The sequence below is a fragment of the Lactobacillus johnsonii genome, from assembly GCF_014058685.1.
Lineage (GTDB): Bacteria > Bacillota > Bacilli > Lactobacillales > Lactobacillaceae > Lactobacillus.
This window is the reverse complement of sequence record NZ_CP059055.1, coordinates 1,094,088-1,111,922: the sequence shown is the minus strand read 5'-3', so window position 1 is coordinate 1,111,922 and position 17,835 is coordinate 1,094,088. Positions and strand designations below refer to the sequence as shown.

The window sequence follows — 17,835 nt, the reverse complement described above, 5'->3', positions numbered from 1 at the left end:
TAATACTCGTTTTTTAATTGATGTAAAATAGGGCGCTGTAGTTGATAAACAAAAGTTTGGGGTTAACTCCAAATTTGTGACTTTTTTGAGCATAGTTTGGAGTTAACTCCAAACTTTTTATCTTTAAAGATAAAAAAGAAACTAGCAACAACTAGTTTCTTCCTAACTACTATCTTCTAAAGAAAATATGTCTCTTTTTTCTTTCATAAGTAAAGCCTTGACCTAGTGCTTCATGAACATCGATAACTGAAACAAAGGCATTAGGATCTTCACGCAAGATTAATTCTTTAACTTGACTAATTTCTCGTGGTGAAATTACACAGTAAATAATTTTTTTAGCTGATCGATCAAATCCGCCTTCTGCATTTATGAAGGTATATCCTCGATCTAGCTGAACATCAATCATTTTAGCGATCTGTTCATATTTATCAGAAATAATAAACAATCCTCGTGCAGCATAGGAACCAGCTTGAATAGAATCAGTAATTCTAGCTAAAACAAAACTAGCTAGCAAAGTATAAATCATATGCTTAATATCAAGATAACTAAGAGAAATCGTTAATACAAATGCATCAAGAGCAAGTAAAGATTTTCCAACCGGAATTCCTAATTTTAAGTCTAAAATTCTGGCAATAATATCTGTTCCACCCGTGGTTCCGCCGTATTTAAATACAATACCGATTCCAACACCAGAAAATAAACCTGCTAGTACACCAGCAATAAAAAGATCATGGTCTAAATTTAATTGGTTTATAATAGGAAGATGAAGCCAAAAGGATAAGAAGGATAGGCAAAGTGTGCCCCAGATTGTCAAGGCAAGGAGCCGTTTGCCCATAAAGCGATATCCGATTATAATTAGGGGGATATTTAGAAGTAACGTGGATAAACCTGGATTGATGTGGAACCAATACCGAAGTAAAAGGGCAATACCACTAATCCCGCCATCAGCAAGTTTGTTAGGGATGCTGATGGCATCTAAGCTAAAGGCATATATGCTGCAGCCTAGAGTAATGAAGAAGATTTGTTTAAAGAGTTGTTTATTAAATAATTTAGTCATGTTACTTCCTTCTTTCTATATTAAGAAGTGTGAAAATTAAGGGGAATAGGGAATATATGAAGATTAATAATTTACCGGAAGTTTTTACCGCCGCGCTTCCAGTTTTAAAAGAGATTAATGAGGCGGGGTATGAGGCCTATTTTGTCGGCGGGAGTGTGCGAGACTTGCTTTTAAATCGGCACATTCATGATGTCGATATTGCAACTAGCGCCTATCCGATGGAAATTAAGCAAATTTTTAAGAAAACAATTGATACCGGGATTAAGCACGGAACCGTCACTGTTCTTTATGAGGGTGAAAGCTATGAAATTACAACTTTCAGAACTGAATCAGGATACCAAGACTTCCGTAGACCTGACCATGTAACTTTTGTCCAAAACTTATCAGAAGATTTAAAGCGGCGTGATTTTACTATTAATGCTCTAGCAATGGACGTTGATGGAAATATTATTGATCACTTTGACGGACTAGGTGACTTAGAAAAGCATTTGATCCGTGCAGTTGGAAAAGCTGAGAATCGTTTTCATGAAGATGCCTTGAGAATGATGCGTGCAGTTCGATTTATGAGTCAATTGCAATTTACGCTTGAACCAGAAACAGAACAGGCAATCAGTGACAATCATGAGTTACTAAGTAAAATTTCTGTTGAACGTATCAGAGATGAATTCGTAAAAATGGGGATTGCTCCTGGCAGCCAAAAGGCATTCCAAATCTTTTTAGATACTGGTTTATCAGAAGAAGTACCTGGTTTTAGGGGTAAAAAAGAGAATTTAGCTCTTTATCCTCAACTTAATTTTAGCCCTACTACTGAAGCTAATCTATGGGCTTTGATGATTATTTTATTAAAATTACCAAATGACAAGATTCCTCACTTTATGCGGATGTGGAAGAATTCTAATGCAATGGAGCGTCAGGTAGCTGATATTGTTGCTTTCTTTGACTTAATTAGTTCACATGCTCCAAATAATTATGATCTGTATAAAGCTGGTTTAGAAACAATTGTTTCAACAATCGATTTAGCTCATATTTTGGGCCAACCAGTCAATGGGAGTGCCTTAGTTGATAGTTACGAAGCATTGCCAATTAAGAATAATCGTGACCTAGTGATAGATGGCCACTTTTTATTAAAAAATGGTATCCCAGCTGGACCAAGAGTTGGACTTTTATTAGAGGAAATAAAAAAAGCCGTTTTAGAGGGAGTAATTAGTAATAACGAGGCAGCGATTACTGAATTTATTTCTTCAAATCATTAACTAAAAAAGCAGGCAGTGATTAATTGTGTTCACTGTCTGCTTCTTTTTTAAACATAAAATAGAATTGAAAAATACATCAGGATTGAACCTAATAAAACAAACATGTGCCAAATCACATGAATATAAGGAACGCCGCGCATTGAAAATAAAATAGCACCAACAGTATAGGCAATTCCGCCCCAGACTAAGAGCCAAAATCCAGTTGGCCCAAGAACTGGGTAAAGGGTACTGGAAGCAATAATTACAATCCAGCCCATTAATACGTAAAGGATAGTATCTAAAACAACATGTTTTCCCTGATTAAAGATATAAAATAAAATGCCAAAAATGGCCAGGGCTAGAATAATACCAAACATTACCCATCCCTTTACCCCGCCAATTGCGACTAAGGTATAAGGAGTGTAGGTTCCAGTAATTAAAATAAAAATTGAAGAGTGATCGAATATTTGAAACACTCGCCTAGCTCGAGTAAAAATCAAACTATGATAGAGTGTTGAAAAAAGATAAAGGATAACCAAACTAGAGCCATAAAGAGTAAAGGCTGTCACCCTCAGAGCACTTCCTGTATGGGCAGCTTTCACAATTAGAACTACCAATCCTGCAACAGCTAGCCCAAAGCCAATTCCATGAGTAATAGCACTAAAAATGTTGTTCAAAATGTTATAGGTTTTAGACCGATTTTTAGGTTCTTGCCACAATTGTTTAAAAGACATTCATTTATTCCGCCTTATATAATAACTTTATAATCTATTTAATAAATTTTAACTCATTTTTGTATTTTTGATATACTTGAGATTGTACTTAATAAATTCTAACATAGAATAATAATTATAGAAGAATAGGGGATAGCACTTAGAATGGCTAAGATTAAAGTAGTAACTGATTCCTCAGTTCAATTAACTCCTGAAGAAATTGATAAATACGATATTACAGTCGTTCCATTAACTATTACTATCGATGGTAAGACTTACACAGATGGCATTGATATCAGTCGAGAAGAATTTGTAAAGAAGATGGATGCGTCTGAAGAATTACCAAAGACAAGTCAACCATCAATTGGAATTTTTGAAAAAGTATTTAAAGAATTAACTGCCGATGGAAGCCAAGTAGTAGGAATTTTTCTTGCTCGTTCTTTAAGCGGGACAATTGAAGCTGCTAGACAGGCTGCTGACATAATTGGAAAGACTAAAGAAGTAACTTTAATTGATTCTGAACTAACTGATCGTGCAGAAGCTTATCAAGTGCTGGCCGCTGCTAAGGATGCGCAAGCAGGCAAGAGTCTTGAAGAAATTGTAAATCATGTTGAAGACCTTAAAAAGAAGCAAAAATTACAGATGATGGTAGTTAACCTAAATAACTTGATTAAGGGTGGACGTCTTGGACCATTAGCTGGTAAAATTGCTACTTTACTAAATATTAGAATTGAATTGCATATGCCAGGTGGAAATTTAGACGTTGCTAAAAAAGGTCGGGGAAAGAAGTTTTCTAAGAACTTTGATAAACGTGTTTTAAAGGATATTGAAGAACATAAACACGATATCAAAGAAGTAGCAATTTCTTATGTCGATACGCCTGAAGATATGGAAGTTTGGGCTAATAAAATTAAAGAAATTAATCCTGACATTAAAGTGTTGACTCGTGTTACTAGTCCAATTATTGCAACTCATGCTGGTAGTGGTGCCTATGCAGTATTCTATACAACGGAGGACTTTTAATGGCTTATCGTGAGAGCTTTTATCGTTTTTTAATGACTCAAAGAAATCCTGATTCTTTAGATGATATTGCTGAATTTGCTAACAATGCTCAACATGACAGTTCTTTTCCAAAACAAGAGGAAGACTATGAAAAATTGTCAGAATATTTAGAATTAAATGCTGGTTATTTACCAAGCATGAGCGTTTTTGACAAGGCATATCAATTATATTTAGATAATATGAACTGAGGCTAATATGGCAGAAGTAGAACCAAATAATTCTCATCAAAATAAAGAAATTTCAAATAATAAAAAGAAGCATCTTCCCAAATATGCTCAATTTTTGTTAACTGGTATAGCTGGTGCGGCAATTGGTGCAGGTTTGACCTTTGGAATTATGGAAGTTAAGGAACTAAAGTCACCTTTTTATCAAGTTGAAAAAGTGTATGAGCAATTACAAGGTTCATATTATAAAAAAGTCTCACCGCAAACATTGCGCCAGGGGGCAATTAACGGGATGCTTAATAGTCTTAACGATCCTTTTTCTGAGGGATTAAGTGGAGCAAACCAAGAACAAGTTAATAATATTTTAGAGGGTTCGAGTTTTGGCGGAGTAGGTATTCAGATGGCAGTACGCAACAATAAAGTTGTTGTGGACTTTATTGTTGCTGATTCTCCAGCTTCAAAAAGTACTATTAAACCTGGCGATGAGATTGTTGCCGTTAATAATAAAAAGGTAAGTGCAGCTCAGTTTAGTAAAGTAGCTCCTTTAGTCAGAGGGAAAATTGGTACAAAAGTTACCTTGAAACTTAGACGTGCTAACTCTACTTTTAACGTTACCTTAAAGCGGGCTAAAATCTCCCAATCTAGCTTAACTAAGCGAACTGAAGGTAATGCAACAATTATTACAATTACACAATTTGACGTTAATACGGCTAAAGATTTAAAGAGTGCTTTAAAGTCAATTAATACTAAAAAATATCCTAAGCTAATTATTGACTTACAAGATAATCCTGGTGGTGCAATGGATGCTGCTTTGAAGTCTTCATCATATTTCTTACCAAATAATAAGATTATTATGCAATATCAGGATCGCAAGCAAAAAGAAGTAATTCGCTCTGATAAAAAGCTTTCTGGTGGCTTCCATACAAGTCTAAAGCCAATTATTTTAATTAATGCCAATACAGCTAGTGCCAGTGAAATCTTTACCGCGGCTCTTGTTCAAAATCACCGGGCAGTTTCTGTTGGTCAAACAAGTTATGGTAAGGGAACAGTGCAGGAAGTAGGGCAGACGCAAGATTCTGAATATAAATATACAATTGCTAAGTGGCTTACTCCAAATGGAACTTGGATCAACCAAAAGGGGCTAAAGCCAACTTATCCTGTACCTGAATCTTCTTTAGCCAAACTACCTCAATTCCAAAGTATGAGTATTTTGAAGAAATCAATGACTGGTGTTGATGTGGCAACTCTGCAGCAATATTTGAATGCCTTAGGTTATATGCCAAAGCATGTTACAGGAGTTTTTGATGATGAAACTAAGAATGCGGTTATTGAGTTTCAAAAAGCCCATGGCTTGACAGCAGATGGTATAGTAAATGGGCAAGTACAAGCGCAACTTTATTTAGCAGTTGCACAAAAATTGCAAGATGATAATCCTGCTTTAAAGAAGGCAATGAGCTTAAATCTAAAGGATATGGAGGATTAAAAATGGCAACTATTCAATGGTATCCAGGACATATGAATAAGGCTAAAAATCAACTAGAAGATAATCTAGACTTGATTGATGTCTTAATTGAAGTTTTAGATGCGCGCCTACCAGTTTCTTCTCGTAATCCAATGATTGGACAATTAACAAAGAAGAAACCGCATATTATTGTTTTAAATAAGGCTGATTTGGCTGATCCAATTCAAACTAAAAAATGGACCCGTTATTATCAAGATGAGGGTAACTTCGTGATTTCGATGGATGCCCAGCATACTACAAATATGACTAGTCTATTTAAAATTATTAAGCTAGCTGGTAAGGAAAAGACAGATAAATTAATTGCAAAGGGTGCATCAAACCCAATGATTCGAGTAGCTATTGCAGGAATTCCAAACTGTGGTAAGTCTACAATTATTAACCGGATGGTTGGAAGAAATGCTGCAATTGTTGGTGATAAGCCTGGTGTAACACGTGGACAAAGTTGGTTAAAAACCAAGACTAATGTACAAATTTTAGATACACCGGGGATTTTGTGGCCTAAGTTTTCTGATCAAGAAGTAGGTTATAAATTAGCAGCTTGCGGGGCAATTAAGGCGGATATTTTTCATCCCGATGATGTTGCCTTATTTGTGATTGAATTTTTAAAGCAAAATTATCGAGATGACCTCGTTAAATTTGCCCGAATTTCAAGTGAAGAGATGGACAGTATGTCTAATCCAGATTTATTGTTAGCAATGACCAACAAATACGGCATGCGAGATGATTATGATAAGTTTTCACTCTTTATGCTTCAGCGCTTACGCAAAGGAAAATTGGGAAGGATTACGTTCGATCTTAGATGACGATTACTGAAATAAAGAACTTACTTCAAGGAGAAGTAAGCAAAGAGCAATTAGAAGAATTAAAAGTTGATGAACGAAAAGGCGTCCAAAAGCTCTTAATTAGCTATGAAAAAAGGCAAGCTAAATATGCTAAAGCATTAGCTCAATTTCAAACCCGTTTTTCTTATGAAAAAGAATTCTGGCAAAAAGATCAACTTGTTGCTGGAGTTGATGAAGTAGGGCGTGGACCCCTTGCTGGGCCTGTAGTTACAGCTGCTGTTATTTTGCCACATGATTTTGATTTAATTGATGTTAATGACTCAAAAAAATTATCACCTAAGAAGAGACAGGCGCTTTTTCCAAAGATTCTAGAAAAAGCTGTCAGTGTTAGTGTCGGCTTAGCTAATAATGATGTAATTGATCAGATTAATATTTATGAAGCAGATCGTGTAGCAATGGCTCATGCTGTTCAAGGTCTAAAAGTAAAACCTGATGCCTTATTAGTTGATGCCATGAATGTACCTTTAAATATTCCGCAAGTTAAACTAATTCACGGGGATGCTAAGTCTAACTCAATTGCTGCCGCTAGTATTGTAGCTAAGGTGTTTCGGGATAACTTAATGGATGCTTATGGTGAGCTCTATCCAGAATATGATTTTAAACATAATGCAGGCTACGGAACACGTGAGCACATGGAGGCTCTTAAAAAATACGGTCCAACCCCGATTCATCGGAGATCTTTTGCTCCAGTTAGTGAATACGAAAAATAATTAAAAAATAAACCTTCACTTTTGCGTACATGATAGTGGAGGTTTTATTTATATGAATTTGAAAGAATTTTGTTTAAGGTTAAAATTACAGCAAGGTCTTGGCATTACTACTATAGGAAAAATTGTAGCGAATTTTACTGCTGGTGAAGAAGTAACAGTTGACAAAATAGAGAGTTTATCATTAAAATCAAATATCCAAAATATTGTTTTAGCTGCAATGAAAAATGATAAGTTTAATTCTTGGATTGAAAGAATTGAATTACAGTGTGATGTTATCACTATTTTTGATACAATCTATCCAAATGCACTCCGTGAAATGTATAATGCACCAACACTTCTTTTTACTAGAGGAGACTTATCCTTGCTTAAAAAGGAGATTACAGTTATAGTTGGCGCAAGACAGCCGACAAACTATAGTCGTTTTGTCTTAAAACAATTAATTCCCCAGCTGATACAGCAAGATTTTGTTATTGCTAGTGGCTTAGCACGCGGAGTGGATGGAATTGCTCATCAAGAAACATTAAAAAATCACGGTAAGACAATTGCCGTGATTGGAAATGGACTCAACCATTTTTATCCGCAAGAAAACAAAATGCTCCAGGAAGAAATTATGGCGAACGGGCTATTGATCAGTGAATATTTACCGGATACTCCTCCAAGGCCTTATAGATTTCCGCAAAGGAACCGTATACTTGCGGGCTTAAGTAAAAATATTATTGTGACTGAAGCTAGAAAAAGATCGGGCTCCTTAATTACTGCAAATATTGCTTTAGAAGAAAATCGCAATATTTTTGCAGTTCCGGGACCAGTCTCAAGTCCCTTGTCAGAAGGCCCTAATGAGCTAATTGCCGCTGGTGCTTATCCATTGGTTAATGCTGATTTTAAAAATTTGCTTTAGTTGACAAGAGTAAAATTTTTGGTATTTTAGAATTTGGTAGAAATTGTGCAAGGAAGGGGCATTCTATGCCTACTAAACGAAAAAATAAAAAGAATTTAGTTATTGTCGAGTCTCCTCATAAGGCTAAGACAATTGAAAAATATTTAGGAAGAAATTATCATGTTATCGCTTCAAAAGGCCATATTCGTGATTTACCCAAGTCTCAAATGGGAGTGGATGTAGAACATGACTATGAACCAAAGTATATTTCCATTCGTGGAAAAGGCGATACGATTAAAGAATTAAAGAGAGAAGCTAAAAAAGCAAAATATGTTTATCTTGCTTCCGACCCGGATCGAGAAGGAGAAGCGATTGCTTGGCATGTCGCTCATGCATTAAATCTAGATCCAAAAGAACATAACCGCGTTGCTTTTAACGAAATTACTAAAGATGCTGTTAAGAATGCCTTTAAGAATCCAAGAACTATTGATATGGATATTGTTGATGCTCAACAAGCTCGTCGTGTCCTAGACCGTTTGGTTGGTTATTCAATTAGTCCGATTTTGTGGCAAAAGGTAAAGAAAGGTTTGTCAGCTGGACGTGTTCAATCGATTGCCTTGAAGTTAGTAATTGATCGTGAAAATGAAATCAAGAACTTTAAGCCAGAAGAGTACTGGACTATTGATGCTGATTTTGAAAAGGGCTCAGAAAAGTTTAAGAGTGCTTTTTATGGCATTAAGGGCAAAAAGCAAGAGTTGCCAAATAATGAAGCAGTTCAAGATGTTTTAAAGCGAATTGATAAGCGGAAAAACTTTGAAGTTACAAAAGTAGTTAAAAAGGAAAGAAGACGTCAACCTGCTGCTCCTTTTACCACTTCAACTATGCAACAAGAAGCAAACAAGCGCTTAGGTTACAGAACTCGTCGAACAATGAGAATTGCCCAATCTCTTTATGAAGGTGTGAACCTTGGTAAGGGATCTGTCGGTTTGATTACTTATATGCGTACTGACTCAAAGCGTATTGCTAATGTAGCAAAGCATGAAGCTTCAAAATTTATTCATGAAGAATACGGTGAAAATTACGCAGCAGTTAAGCCGCAACATTTTAAAAATGATGCGGATGCTCAAGATGCCCACGAAGCAATTCGTCCTACTTCAGCTTTTAGAACGCCAGCTTCTGTAAAAGAATATTTAACAACTGAAGAATATCGTCTCTATACTTTAATTTGGTCAAGATTTATTGCTAGTCAAATGACCCCAGCTGTTTACGACACAGTTAGAGCTGATATTGAGCAAAATGATGTAACCTTTAGAACAACTGGTTCAAAACTTAAATTTGCTGGATTCACTAAGGTATACGATAACCAAAAAGAAAAGAGTAATGAACTTCCTGAGTTAAATGAAGGCGATAAGGTTAAGCTTAAGAAGACTGATGATCGTCAACACTTTACTCAACCACCTGCACGTTATACAGAAGCTAGTTTAGTTCGTGCTCTTGAAGAAAATGGTGTTGGTCGTCCATCAACTTATGCACCAACAATTGATACCATTCAAAAACGTTACTACGTAAAACTTGAAGGTAGGTCAATTGTACCTACAGAATTAGGAGAAATCGTAGATAAGTTAATCGAAGAATTTTTCCCAGATATTGTTAATGTCGACTTTACAGCTCAACTTGAAAATGACCTAGATGGGGTTGAAGTAGGGAAGAAGAACTGGATTAAAGTAGTTGATGAGTACTACAAGCCATTTTCTAAAGAATTAGATAAAGCAGATCAACAAATTGAAAAGGTTCAAATTAAAGATGAACCTGCAGGCTTTAACTGTGATATTTGTGGGGCTCCAATGGTTATCAAAATGGGACGCTACGGTAAGTTCTATGCTTGCTCACGCTTCCCGGATTGTCGTAATACTAAACCAATCGTTAAGAAGATTGGCGTAACTTGTCCTAAGTGTGGTAAGGGCGAAGTTATCGAAAAGAAATCAAAACGTAACCGTAAATTCTATGGCTGTTCACGCTATCCAGATTGTGATTTTGTTTCATGGGATCAACCAATTGGTCGTAATTGTCCAAATGATGGTCACTTCTTAGTTCAAAAGAAGAACAAGAAAGGACTAGTAATCCTTTGTCCAAATGGTGATTACCGTGAAGAACCAGAAGAAAGTTAAATTATAATAAAAATCAATGATATCATTAAAACGAAAGCGGTTTAATGATATCATTTTTATATAGACTTGAAAGAGTCGAGCAGAAAGGAAAGATTGCATGGTAAAGAATGTAACCGTAATTGGCGGAGGTCTTGCAGGGAGTGAAGCTGCATGGCAATTAGCTAAGCGTGGCATTGAAGTAGATTTATATGAAATGCGACCTAAGAAAAATACGCCTGCTCATGAAACTGCAAACTTTGCAGAATTAGTATGTACTAACTCAATGAGATCTAACCAACTGTCAAATGCTGTTGGTTTATTAAAAGAAGAAATGCGGCAGCTGGATTCCTTAATTATGAAAGCAGCTGATGAAACTGCAGTACCTGCTGGCGGAGCTCTAGCTGTTGATAGAGATAAGTTTAGTGCAGTTGTAACTAAAACTTTGAAGGACTTGCCAAATGTTCATGTTCATGAGGAAGAAATCACTGAGATTCCAAAAGATGGTATCACGATCATTGCGACTGGTCCATTAACCTCAGATACACTCGCAGAACAAATTAAGGAGTTTTGTGGTACTGATTCACTTCATTTCTTTGATGCGGCTGCTCCAATTGTGGCAGCTAGTTCCATTAATCGTGATATTGTGTATAAAAAATCACGTTATGACAAGGGTGAAGCTGCATATTTGAATTGTCCCATGACTAAAGAAGAGTTTTATAATTTCTATAAAAATCTAGTTGGGGCGGAGACAGCTACTTTACATGGCTTTGAAGATAAGAATGTCTTTGAAGGATGTATGCCAATTGAAGTAATGGCAAAAAGAGGAGAAAAGACAATGCTCTTTGGTCCCCTTAAGCCAGTTGGTTTAGAAGATCCTAAGACTGGAAAGACTCCTTATGCAGTTGTGCAATTGCGTCAAGATAATGCAGCTAGCACAATGTATAACATCGTTGGTTTCCAAACTCATCTAAAATATGGCGAACAAAAGAGAGTCTTTTCAATGATTCCAGGTCTTGAAAATGCAAAATTTGTTCGCTATGGTAAAATGCACCGTAATACCTATATTGCTAGTCCTGAAGTTGTGAATGCAAATTATGAAGCTAGAAAGCAAACTGGTCTCTTCTTTGCGGGACAAATGACAGGGGTAGAAGGTTATGTTGAAAGTGCCGGTTCTGGTTTAGTTGCCGGAATTAATGCAGCTAGAGAAGCTTTAGGAGAAGAAACCTTAGTCTTCCCTAAGTCAACTGCCTTGGGTTCTATGGCCAACTACATCACAACCACTAGCGCAAAGCATTTCCAACCAATGAATGCTTCCTATGCACTCTTGCCAAAATTAGATTACAAGGTAAGAAACAAACAAGAACGACACTTAGAAATTTCTAAACGAGCATTGAAGGATCTTGAAGCATTTAAGGAAGAGAAGAAGCTTGATTAATAATGTCTAAAGAAAATGATAAATTAATCAAACAATTTCAAGATTACTTGAACTATGAACGTAATTATAGTAAAAATACTGTAAACTCTTACTTAAATGATCTAAATGAAGCTAAGGAATTTTTTAAAGAAAATGGAGGCTTTAGCGGCTGGGATCAAGTCAAAAGTCGCGATGTTGAAATTTTCTTACAAGACTTAGCGACCCAAAACAGGTCAAGAACTACTCAAGCGCGTAAAATGTCTAGTTTAAGATCTTTCTATCGCTTTCTCGTTAAGCGAGAAGTGCTAGATAATAATCCGATGCAGACAATTAGTTTAAGATTAGGCGAAAAGAAATTACCACAATTTTTCTATGAAAAAGAGATGCGACAAGTCTTTGATAGTCTTGCCGGTCATGACAAGTTGGTGGTTCGAAATCGCGCGATGTTTGAACTTTTTTATGCGACTGGGATGCGTTTAAGTGAGATGGCATCTTTAAAGCTAGATCAGATTGATTTTGATTTAAAGATTATCTTAGTTCATGGGAAGGGTAATAAAGACCGCTATGTTCCCTTTGGAAAAGATGCGGCCAGTGCTTTAAAAGAATATTGTGATGAAAGTCGACTAGCTCTACTAGGTAAAAATGAAGATCTAGGCTATGTATTTTTAAATAACCGGGGACAAAAGTTAACTGGCCGCGGAATTGAATACATTATGCAGCAAGTTTTCATTAAAGCTGGAGTTGGTGGAAAGGTTCATCCCCATATGCTTAGACACTCTTTTGCAACTGAAATGCTTAATAATGGAGCAGACCTAAGGAGTGTGCAAGAGCTTTTAGGGCATGAATCTTTGTCAACGACGCAAATCTATACCCATGTCACAATGAAGCATTTACAAGCAGATTATCAAAAATTTTTCCCAAGAAAAGATAAGAAAGACGAGGCATAATAATATGACAACAATTTGTTCTGTTAGATATAACAATAAAACAGCCATCGCTGGAGATGGTCAAGTTACCTTAGGTGAAAAAGTTATTGCTAAGGCAACTGCTAAAAAGATTAGAAGAATTTATCATGATCAAGTAGTAATCGGCTTTGCTGGCGGTGTTGCAGATGCAGTTAGCTTACAAGATATGCTTGAAGGAAAGCTTGAAACTTATTCAGGTGACTTACGTAGAGCTGCCGTTGAAATGGCTCAAAGCTGGCGTAAAGATCCAACTTTAGCTAAATTACAAGCTATGGTAATTGCTTTTAATGATAAAGACTTACTATTAATTTCTGGTAATGGTGAAGTGCTTGAACCAGATGAAGACGTGGTAGCTATTGGTTCTGGTGGTAATTTTGCCCAAGCAGCTGCAATTGCCATGACTCGCCACAGCAATGGAATGAGCGCAAGTGAAATTGCTAAAGAAGCTGTTAAGATTGCTTCCGGAATTGATGTGTTTACAGATGACCACATTACTACTGATGAAATCTAGGTGAATTATTTTGACTGAAGAAAAAACTCCAAAACAAATTGTAGAATTACTTGATAAATATATTATTGGCCAAAACGAAGCTAAAAAGTCTGTTGCTGTTGCATTGTATAACCGTTATCGTAGATTGCAATTGCCAAAGCAAATGCAACAAGATATTACGCCAAAAAACATGTTAATGGCTGGTCCTACTGGTGTAGGTAAGACAGAAATTGCACGTCGACTTGCTAAGATTGTTGACGCACCTTTTGTAAAGGTTGAAGCAACTAAGTTTACTGAAGTTGGTTATGTTGGACGTGATGTTGAATCAATGGTCCGTGACTTAGTTGAAGAAGCAGTTCGAATGGAGGAAAAAGATCAATTTGAACATGTTAAAATGCAAGCTACTAAGAAAGCTAATAATCGTCTAGTTAAATTAATTGTGCCAGGAATTAAGCGTGAAAACCGTGAAAATTCGATGCAACAAATGATGCAAATGCTTTCTGGTAACTTCAACATGAATCAACCTCAAGATAATGAAGAAGTAACTGATGATATTCGTAATGAACGCCTTAGTGTAGCTGATCAACTTAATAAGGGATTACTTGAGAATCGTGAAGTTACCATCGAAGTAGAACAAGCTCCCAAAGTAAACCCCATGGGTGATATGATGGGCCAAATGGGAATTGACATGTCAAGTTTGATGGGCGACTTAATGCCTAAGAAGACTGTTAAGCGTACACTAAAAGTATCAGATGCACGTGAAGTTTTAATTCAAGAAGAGTCAAAGAAGTTAATTAACTACGATTCTCTCTATCAACGTGCAATTGAGCGTACTCAACAAAATGGTATTATCTTTATCGACGAAATTGATAAGATCACTGCGGGTAACAAGAAGACCTCTGGTGAAGTTTCTCGTGAAGGTGTACAAAGAGATATCTTACCAATTGTTGAGGGTTCAACTGTTTCTACGAAGTATGGTCCTGTATCTACTGACCATATCCTATTTATTGCGGCTGGTGCTTTTGCTGAAAGTAAGCCAAGCGATTTAATTCCAGAATTACAAGGACGTTTCCCAATTCGTGTCGAATTAAATGCCTTGACTCAAGAAGACTTTGTTAAGATCTTAAAGGATCCTCAAAACTCACTTTTGAAGCAATATATTGCACTTCTTAAGGCTGATGGTATTAAATTGGTCTTTACTCAAGAAGCAATTGATCGAATTGCTCAAATAGCTTTTGAAGTAAATCAGGGAACTGACAATATTGGTGCACGTCGTTTAGCAACTATTTTAGAAAAATTACTTGAAGATGTTCTTTACGAAGGACCAGATATGAACATGGGTGAGATCACTATTACTCAGAAGTATGTTGATCAAAAATTGAGTGATATAATTATTAATAAAGACTTAACAAAATTTATTTTGTAATTTTAGTAGATAAAGAGAAGTTAAATTATGGATTATCAATTAAAGAATAATTTTTTAACAGTAACACTTTCTGATAAGGGTGCTGAAATTCAAAGTGTTAAAGATGTAAACAGTGGTCGAGAATACATGTGGCAGGCAGATCCCGAAATTTGGGGACGTCACGCTCCGGTTTTGTTCCCAGTAGTTGGGCGTTTAAAGGACGATCAATATACTTATGATGGTAAAACTTACCATATGGGACAACATGGTTTTGCTCGGGATGCACAATTTACTGTTGAAGAACAAGATGATAAGCACATTGTTTTCCTTCTAACGTCTAATGAAGATACTAAAAAAATGTATCCATTTGATTTTGAACTAAGAGTATCTTACAGTTTAGTGAATAATTTACTGGAAGAACACTTTACAGTAACGAATACTGATACTAAAGAAATGATCTTTGGTATTGGGGGACACCCTGGCTTTAATTTGCCAACTGATAATGGTTTGAATAAGAATGATTACTACTTTAAGTTTGATCCTTCAATGGACCATGTGAAGATTCCTTTAAAGGCACCATATCTTGACTGGGAAAATCGTTCCTTGCTCGCAACTGATTCACTGTTTGAAATTAGTGATAAATTGTTTAAGGATGATGCCTGGGTCTTTGAATTAAAGCAGCCTAACAAGATTTCTATTAGAACTGATAAGAGTGACTACCATATTAATGTCAAAATGGAAAATGCACCATTTGTGGGTTTGTGGTCACAGTATCCTAAGGCAGGTAACTATATCTGTATTGAACCTTGGTGGGGAATTGCAGATACGTTAGACAGTGATGGCCAACTAGAACATAAACGTGGAATGAATCATATTGCTCCAAATGAAGTTTGGGAGAATGGTTTTACAATTGCGTTTCATGACAAAGCTAAGTAATTAAGATAAATAAGACTTTGGTTGAAAGATCAAGGTCTTATTTTGTATACAGGTGAAAAAATGAAGATTGGATATTTAAAAAATTTAAGTAGATATGAGTTGGAAAAGGCAGCAGATAAATGGCAAACTTTATATAAAGATGAAAAGGTGAGTTTAGAGCCTGTTTCATATGATGAGATTGAAGATAAGATTCAAAACAATGAGTTAGATGCAGTCTTAGTTAATTCAAGGCATATTATTTATCAGCAACTAGCTACTTATCCGGTTGATGAGGTTGCTTTAGTGGCCCTGGTGCAAGCGGGTAATTTTAATAAATATCAACAAACTTTTGAAGTGAGTGATTTAAAGAATTTGCCTTGCATTCTGGTAGCAGGAGTAGAGGAAGAAAAGAGTGAATACCACTATTTAAAAGATGTTCTTCAAGTTGATAGTGATTTACTTGCGGTTGAAACCTTAGGAGAAGCAGTTTTAATGGTTGAATCTGGATCTGGCTACTTAATCATGAATGAAAAAACAGCCGCCCACATTGATGATGACCAAGTACAAAAGTTGTTCTTGTTGCGAGATGGAAAACAACTCACTGAAGAATATGCTTTTATTGCTAAACCAGAAGATCAGCGAGTAGAAGAATTGAGCAAGATATTAAAAGAAACTATCAATTAAAAGTAAAATAATTATGTAAAGCTATAAAATGATATTACTTAAAAACTCTAGTGCAAAACTAGAGTTTTTTTATACCTTGGCGTATACAAGTTCCCATTCTAGTGGTAATTTTGTTAAAATAGAATATATGTTCTAGAAAGGGTGAGAAGAAGTGCTAACTAGGTCACATCGAATTTGCAGTATTGCAATCGTGGAACTAAGCTTATTATTAACTAATCGGCTATTGATTGATCCAGTTAACAACATTATTATTCTGGCTGCGACTGCGATTGGCGCTTCTTTACCTGATATTGATGAATATAACAGTTCTGCAAGCAAGAAGTCAGTGATTAATTTTAGTCTTTTTCTTAAACATCGTGGGATTACTCATTCTTTCCTTGGCTGGGCCATTTTTTCTGGTGGTCTATATTATTTAATGAATAAATTTATTCCTATTCATATCAACAACTTAACTTCTCAGAATTATTGGAGTGCGCTTTGGTTTGGGCTGGTAATTGGCTATTTTTTGCATCTAGTTGAAGATAGTTTCAGTAAGCAAGGAGTAGAGTGGCTAGCGCCATTTTATAAGAAAAAAAGAAAGTCACCAATTCATTATAAAGTTGGAGGCTGCTTTGAAAACTTTTTAACTATGATGTCTTATTTAGCGGTAATTATGATGACTTTTTATTGGATTTGGCTTTCTTTGACACCTGCAACACAAGTCTTTTTATTTTGAAAAGTAGACTTAAGCCTGTAAGATAGGTACTGGGGGAAGATTCCAAGAGAGGAGTCCTGAATATGTCCCAATTATTAGTAATAGCCGGTTTAATCGGTATTTTGTATGGTGCAGTTGAGCTTAAAGCCCAGCCAATTCCAGTTGAAAATTACACAGTTCATAAAGGACGTTAATTGACCTAGATGACCAAGAGTTAAAATTGCTCTTGGTCATTTTTAGTTTAACCAGTATACTGGTAGAAAGAAGAATATTAAAGGATATGAAGTATGGATTCGAATGAATTAATTTTTACTAAATTAGAAAATAAACGTTTACGTTATAATTTGCTTGCGGACATCTTGCTAATTCTTGGAGGCATTTTAATGTTTAGACAGCCTCCAATGAGCCTTTTATTTCAATTACTTGGAGCCGGCTTAATTATTATTGGAACCGTATTTACTTTTTTATCATTTCGAGTAAGGACTAGTAAGCAATATCATGACCTATCTTTATTAGTTAAAAATGAGCCAAGCAGTTTTAAGGAGGTCGTTAATTTATTTGGAGCAAAGTTAACTGCCTTAGCTTTGTTTGTGGGAATAGGGCTTATATCATTAGCAATTTGCTTTTTCTTTTTACTTAGTCGCTCTTGGATTAAAGCTTTACTGTTTTTCTTAACATTTGAGACTGTAATTGATTTGAAAGATTTTATGAATAATATCACAAAATTGAAGGATGAAAGTATAATTTAGGCTTTCGTCCTTTTTATATCAATAAAAACATTTGTGATCTTGTGAGCATATTATTTTACTTTAATTATTGGATTAGATAGTATAGTACTATAAGAATTTTGCTTTCGAGAAAGAATCACTTTAAAACACTATATGATTGCTTATTCTGTAAATTTTCCTGGGTGGGAATAAGCAATTAAACTGGAGGTATTTT

The 17,835-nt window shown here is 35.7% G+C and carries 18 protein-coding genes; 16 read left to right on the top strand and 2 right to left on the bottom strand.

The genetic code is table 11. The features are described 5' to 3' along the window. Positions 1 to 169: 169 nt before the first annotated feature. A complete protein-coding gene (locus tag H0I41_RS05145) occupies positions 170 to 1,057 on the bottom strand; it encodes a YitT family protein (RefSeq protein ID WP_182094493.1) in 888 nt (295 codons plus the stop codon). Between the two features lie 56 nt (positions 1,058 to 1,113). Here H0I41_RS05145 and H0I41_RS05140 point away from each other — a divergent pair, with 56 nt between their 5' ends. Beyond that, positions 1,114 to 2,310 carry a CCA tRNA nucleotidyltransferase gene (locus tag H0I41_RS05140; RefSeq protein WP_135014484.1) on the top strand — a complete coding sequence of 399 codons (1,197 nt, stop codon included), beginning with the start codon at positions 1,114 to 1,116 and terminating at the stop codon, positions 2,308 to 2,310. 47 nt (positions 2,311 to 2,357) lie between these two features. Here H0I41_RS05140 and trhA read toward each other — a convergent pair whose 3' ends face one another. Continuing rightward, on the bottom strand, positions 2,358 to 3,023 hold the full coding sequence (gene trhA / locus H0I41_RS05135; protein ID WP_011161942.1) for a PAQR family membrane homeostasis protein TrhA: 666 nt from the start codon (positions 3,021 to 3,023) through the stop codon (positions 2,358 to 2,360). A 144-nt stretch (positions 3,024 to 3,167) separates the two neighbouring features. Between trhA and H0I41_RS05130 the strand changes: the two genes are divergently transcribed. The 15 genes from H0I41_RS05130 (at position 3,168) to H0I41_RS05060 (ending at position 17,642) form a co-directional block, all read left to right on the top strand. Next, a complete protein-coding gene (locus H0I41_RS05130) occupies positions 3,168 to 4,025 on the top strand; it encodes a DegV family protein (RefSeq protein WP_135014483.1) in 858 nt (285 codons plus the stop codon). Continuing rightward, positions 4,025 to 4,252, top strand: coding sequence for a YozE family protein (locus H0I41_RS05125; RefSeq protein WP_004894551.1), 228 nt, complete (start codon positions 4,025 to 4,027; stop codon positions 4,250 to 4,252). Before H0I41_RS05130 ends, H0I41_RS05125 begins: the two co-directional genes overlap by 1 nt. A 7-nt stretch (positions 4,253 to 4,259) precedes the next feature. After that, on the top strand, positions 4,260 to 5,711 hold the full coding sequence (locus H0I41_RS05120; protein ID WP_135014482.1) for a S41 family peptidase: 1,452 nt from the start codon (positions 4,260 to 4,262) through the stop codon (positions 5,709 to 5,711). Positions 5,712 to 5,713: 2 nt separating this feature from the next. After that, positions 5,714 to 6,553 (top strand): ribosome biogenesis GTPase YlqF, encoded by an 840-nt coding sequence (gene ylqF / locus H0I41_RS05115; RefSeq protein ID WP_004894556.1) that lies wholly within the window; start codon positions 5,714 to 5,716, stop codon positions 6,551 to 6,553. Further along, on the top strand, positions 6,550 to 7,302 hold the full coding sequence (gene rnhB, locus H0I41_RS05110; protein WP_135014481.1) for a ribonuclease HII: 753 nt from the start codon (positions 6,550 to 6,552) through the stop codon (positions 7,300 to 7,302). Before ylqF ends, rnhB begins: the two co-directional genes overlap by 4 nt. Positions 7,303 to 7,354: 52 nt before the next feature. Further along, the gene (dprA, locus tag H0I41_RS05105) at positions 7,355 to 8,200 is read left to right on the top strand and encodes a DNA-processing protein DprA (RefSeq protein WP_135014480.1); all 846 of its coding nucleotides are present in this window, start codon (positions 7,355 to 7,357) and stop codon (positions 8,198 to 8,200) included. A gap of 65 nt (positions 8,201 to 8,265) precedes the next feature. Then, positions 8,266 to 10,347, top strand: a complete 2,082-nt coding sequence (gene topA, locus H0I41_RS05100; RefSeq protein ID WP_127835816.1) for a type I DNA topoisomerase — start codon at positions 8,266 to 8,268, stop codon at positions 10,345 to 10,347. Between the two features lie 97 nt (positions 10,348 to 10,444). Continuing rightward, positions 10,445 to 11,761 carry a methylenetetrahydrofolate--tRNA-(uracil(54)-C(5))-methyltransferase (FADH(2)-oxidizing) TrmFO gene (gene trmFO, locus H0I41_RS05095; RefSeq protein ID WP_135014479.1) on the top strand — a complete coding sequence of 439 codons (1,317 nt, stop codon included), beginning with the start codon at positions 10,445 to 10,447 and terminating at the stop codon, positions 11,759 to 11,761. Between the two features lie 2 nt (positions 11,762 to 11,763). Then, positions 11,764 to 12,687: a tyrosine recombinase XerC gene (gene xerC / locus H0I41_RS05090; protein ID WP_135014478.1), complete on the top strand. Its 924-nt coding sequence runs from the start codon at positions 11,764 to 11,766 to the stop codon at positions 12,685 to 12,687. 4 nt (positions 12,688 to 12,691) lie between these two features. Then, positions 12,692 to 13,216, top strand: a complete 525-nt coding sequence (hslV, locus tag H0I41_RS05085) for an ATP-dependent protease subunit HslV (RefSeq protein WP_004894572.1) — start codon at positions 12,692 to 12,694, stop codon at positions 13,214 to 13,216. Between the two features lie 10 nt (positions 13,217 to 13,226). Continuing rightward, positions 13,227 to 14,621, top strand: coding sequence for an ATP-dependent protease ATPase subunit HslU (gene hslU / locus H0I41_RS05080; RefSeq protein WP_014567527.1), 1,395 nt, complete (start codon positions 13,227 to 13,229; stop codon positions 14,619 to 14,621). Positions 14,622 to 14,648: 27 nt separating this feature from the next. Next, positions 14,649 to 15,536, top strand: a complete 888-nt coding sequence (locus tag H0I41_RS05075) for an aldose 1-epimerase family protein (protein WP_127795574.1) — start codon at positions 14,649 to 14,651, stop codon at positions 15,534 to 15,536. Positions 15,537 to 15,596: 60 nt separating this feature from the next. Further along, entirely contained in the window at positions 15,597 to 16,199 is a 603-nt protein-coding gene (locus H0I41_RS05070) for a LysR substrate-binding domain-containing protein (protein ID WP_127795791.1), read from the top strand. A gap of 151 nt (positions 16,200 to 16,350) precedes the next feature. Next, positions 16,351 to 16,914, top strand: a complete 564-nt coding sequence (locus H0I41_RS05065; protein ID WP_011161954.1) for a metal-dependent hydrolase — start codon at positions 16,351 to 16,353, stop codon at positions 16,912 to 16,914. Between the two features lie 266 nt (positions 16,915 to 17,180). Beyond that, positions 17,181 to 17,642 (top strand): hypothetical protein, encoded by a 462-nt coding sequence (locus H0I41_RS05060; protein WP_135014477.1) that lies wholly within the window; start codon positions 17,181 to 17,183, stop codon positions 17,640 to 17,642. The last annotated feature ends 193 nt before the right edge of the window (positions 17,643 to 17,835 follow it).

Coding starts and splice junctions, on each gene's coding strand:
- H0I41_RS05120 (WP_135014482.1), top strand. CDS start 4,260: ATGGCAGAAGTAGAACCAAATAATTCTCATCAAAATAAAGAAATTTCA.
- dprA (WP_135014480.1), top strand. CDS start 7,355: ATGAATTTGAAAGAATTTTGTTTAAGGTTAAAATTACAGCAAGGTCTT.
- ylqF (WP_004894556.1), top strand. CDS start 5,714: ATGGCAACTATTCAATGGTATCCAGGACATATGAATAAGGCTAAAAAT.
- H0I41_RS05145 (WP_182094493.1), bottom strand. CDS start 1,057: ATGACTAAATTATTTAATAAACAACTCTTTAAACAAATCTTCTTCATT.
- trhA (WP_011161942.1), bottom strand. CDS start 3,023: ATGTCTTTTAAACAATTGTGGCAAGAACCTAAAAATCGGTCTAAAACC.
- H0I41_RS05060 (WP_135014477.1), top strand. CDS start 17,181: ATGGATTCGAATGAATTAATTTTTACTAAATTAGAAAATAAACGTTTA.
- H0I41_RS05130 (WP_135014483.1), top strand. CDS start 3,168: ATGGCTAAGATTAAAGTAGTAACTGATTCCTCAGTTCAATTAACTCCT.
- hslV (WP_004894572.1), top strand. CDS start 12,692: ATGACAACAATTTGTTCTGTTAGATATAACAATAAAACAGCCATCGCT.
- H0I41_RS05125 (WP_004894551.1), top strand. CDS start 4,025: ATGGCTTATCGTGAGAGCTTTTATCGTTTTTTAATGACTCAAAGAAAT.
- xerC (WP_135014478.1), top strand. CDS start 11,764: ATGTCTAAAGAAAATGATAAATTAATCAAACAATTTCAAGATTACTTG.
- trmFO (WP_135014479.1), top strand. CDS start 10,445: ATGGTAAAGAATGTAACCGTAATTGGCGGAGGTCTTGCAGGGAGTGAA.
- H0I41_RS05140 (WP_135014484.1), top strand. CDS start 1,114: ATGAAGATTAATAATTTACCGGAAGTTTTTACCGCCGCGCTTCCAGTT.
- rnhB (WP_135014481.1), top strand. CDS start 6,550: ATGACGATTACTGAAATAAAGAACTTACTTCAAGGAGAAGTAAGCAAA.
- H0I41_RS05070 (WP_127795791.1), top strand. CDS start 15,597: ATGAAGATTGGATATTTAAAAAATTTAAGTAGATATGAGTTGGAAAAG.
- H0I41_RS05075 (WP_127795574.1), top strand. CDS start 14,649: ATGGATTATCAATTAAAGAATAATTTTTTAACAGTAACACTTTCTGAT.
- topA (WP_127835816.1), top strand. CDS start 8,266: ATGCCTACTAAACGAAAAAATAAAAAGAATTTAGTTATTGTCGAGTCT.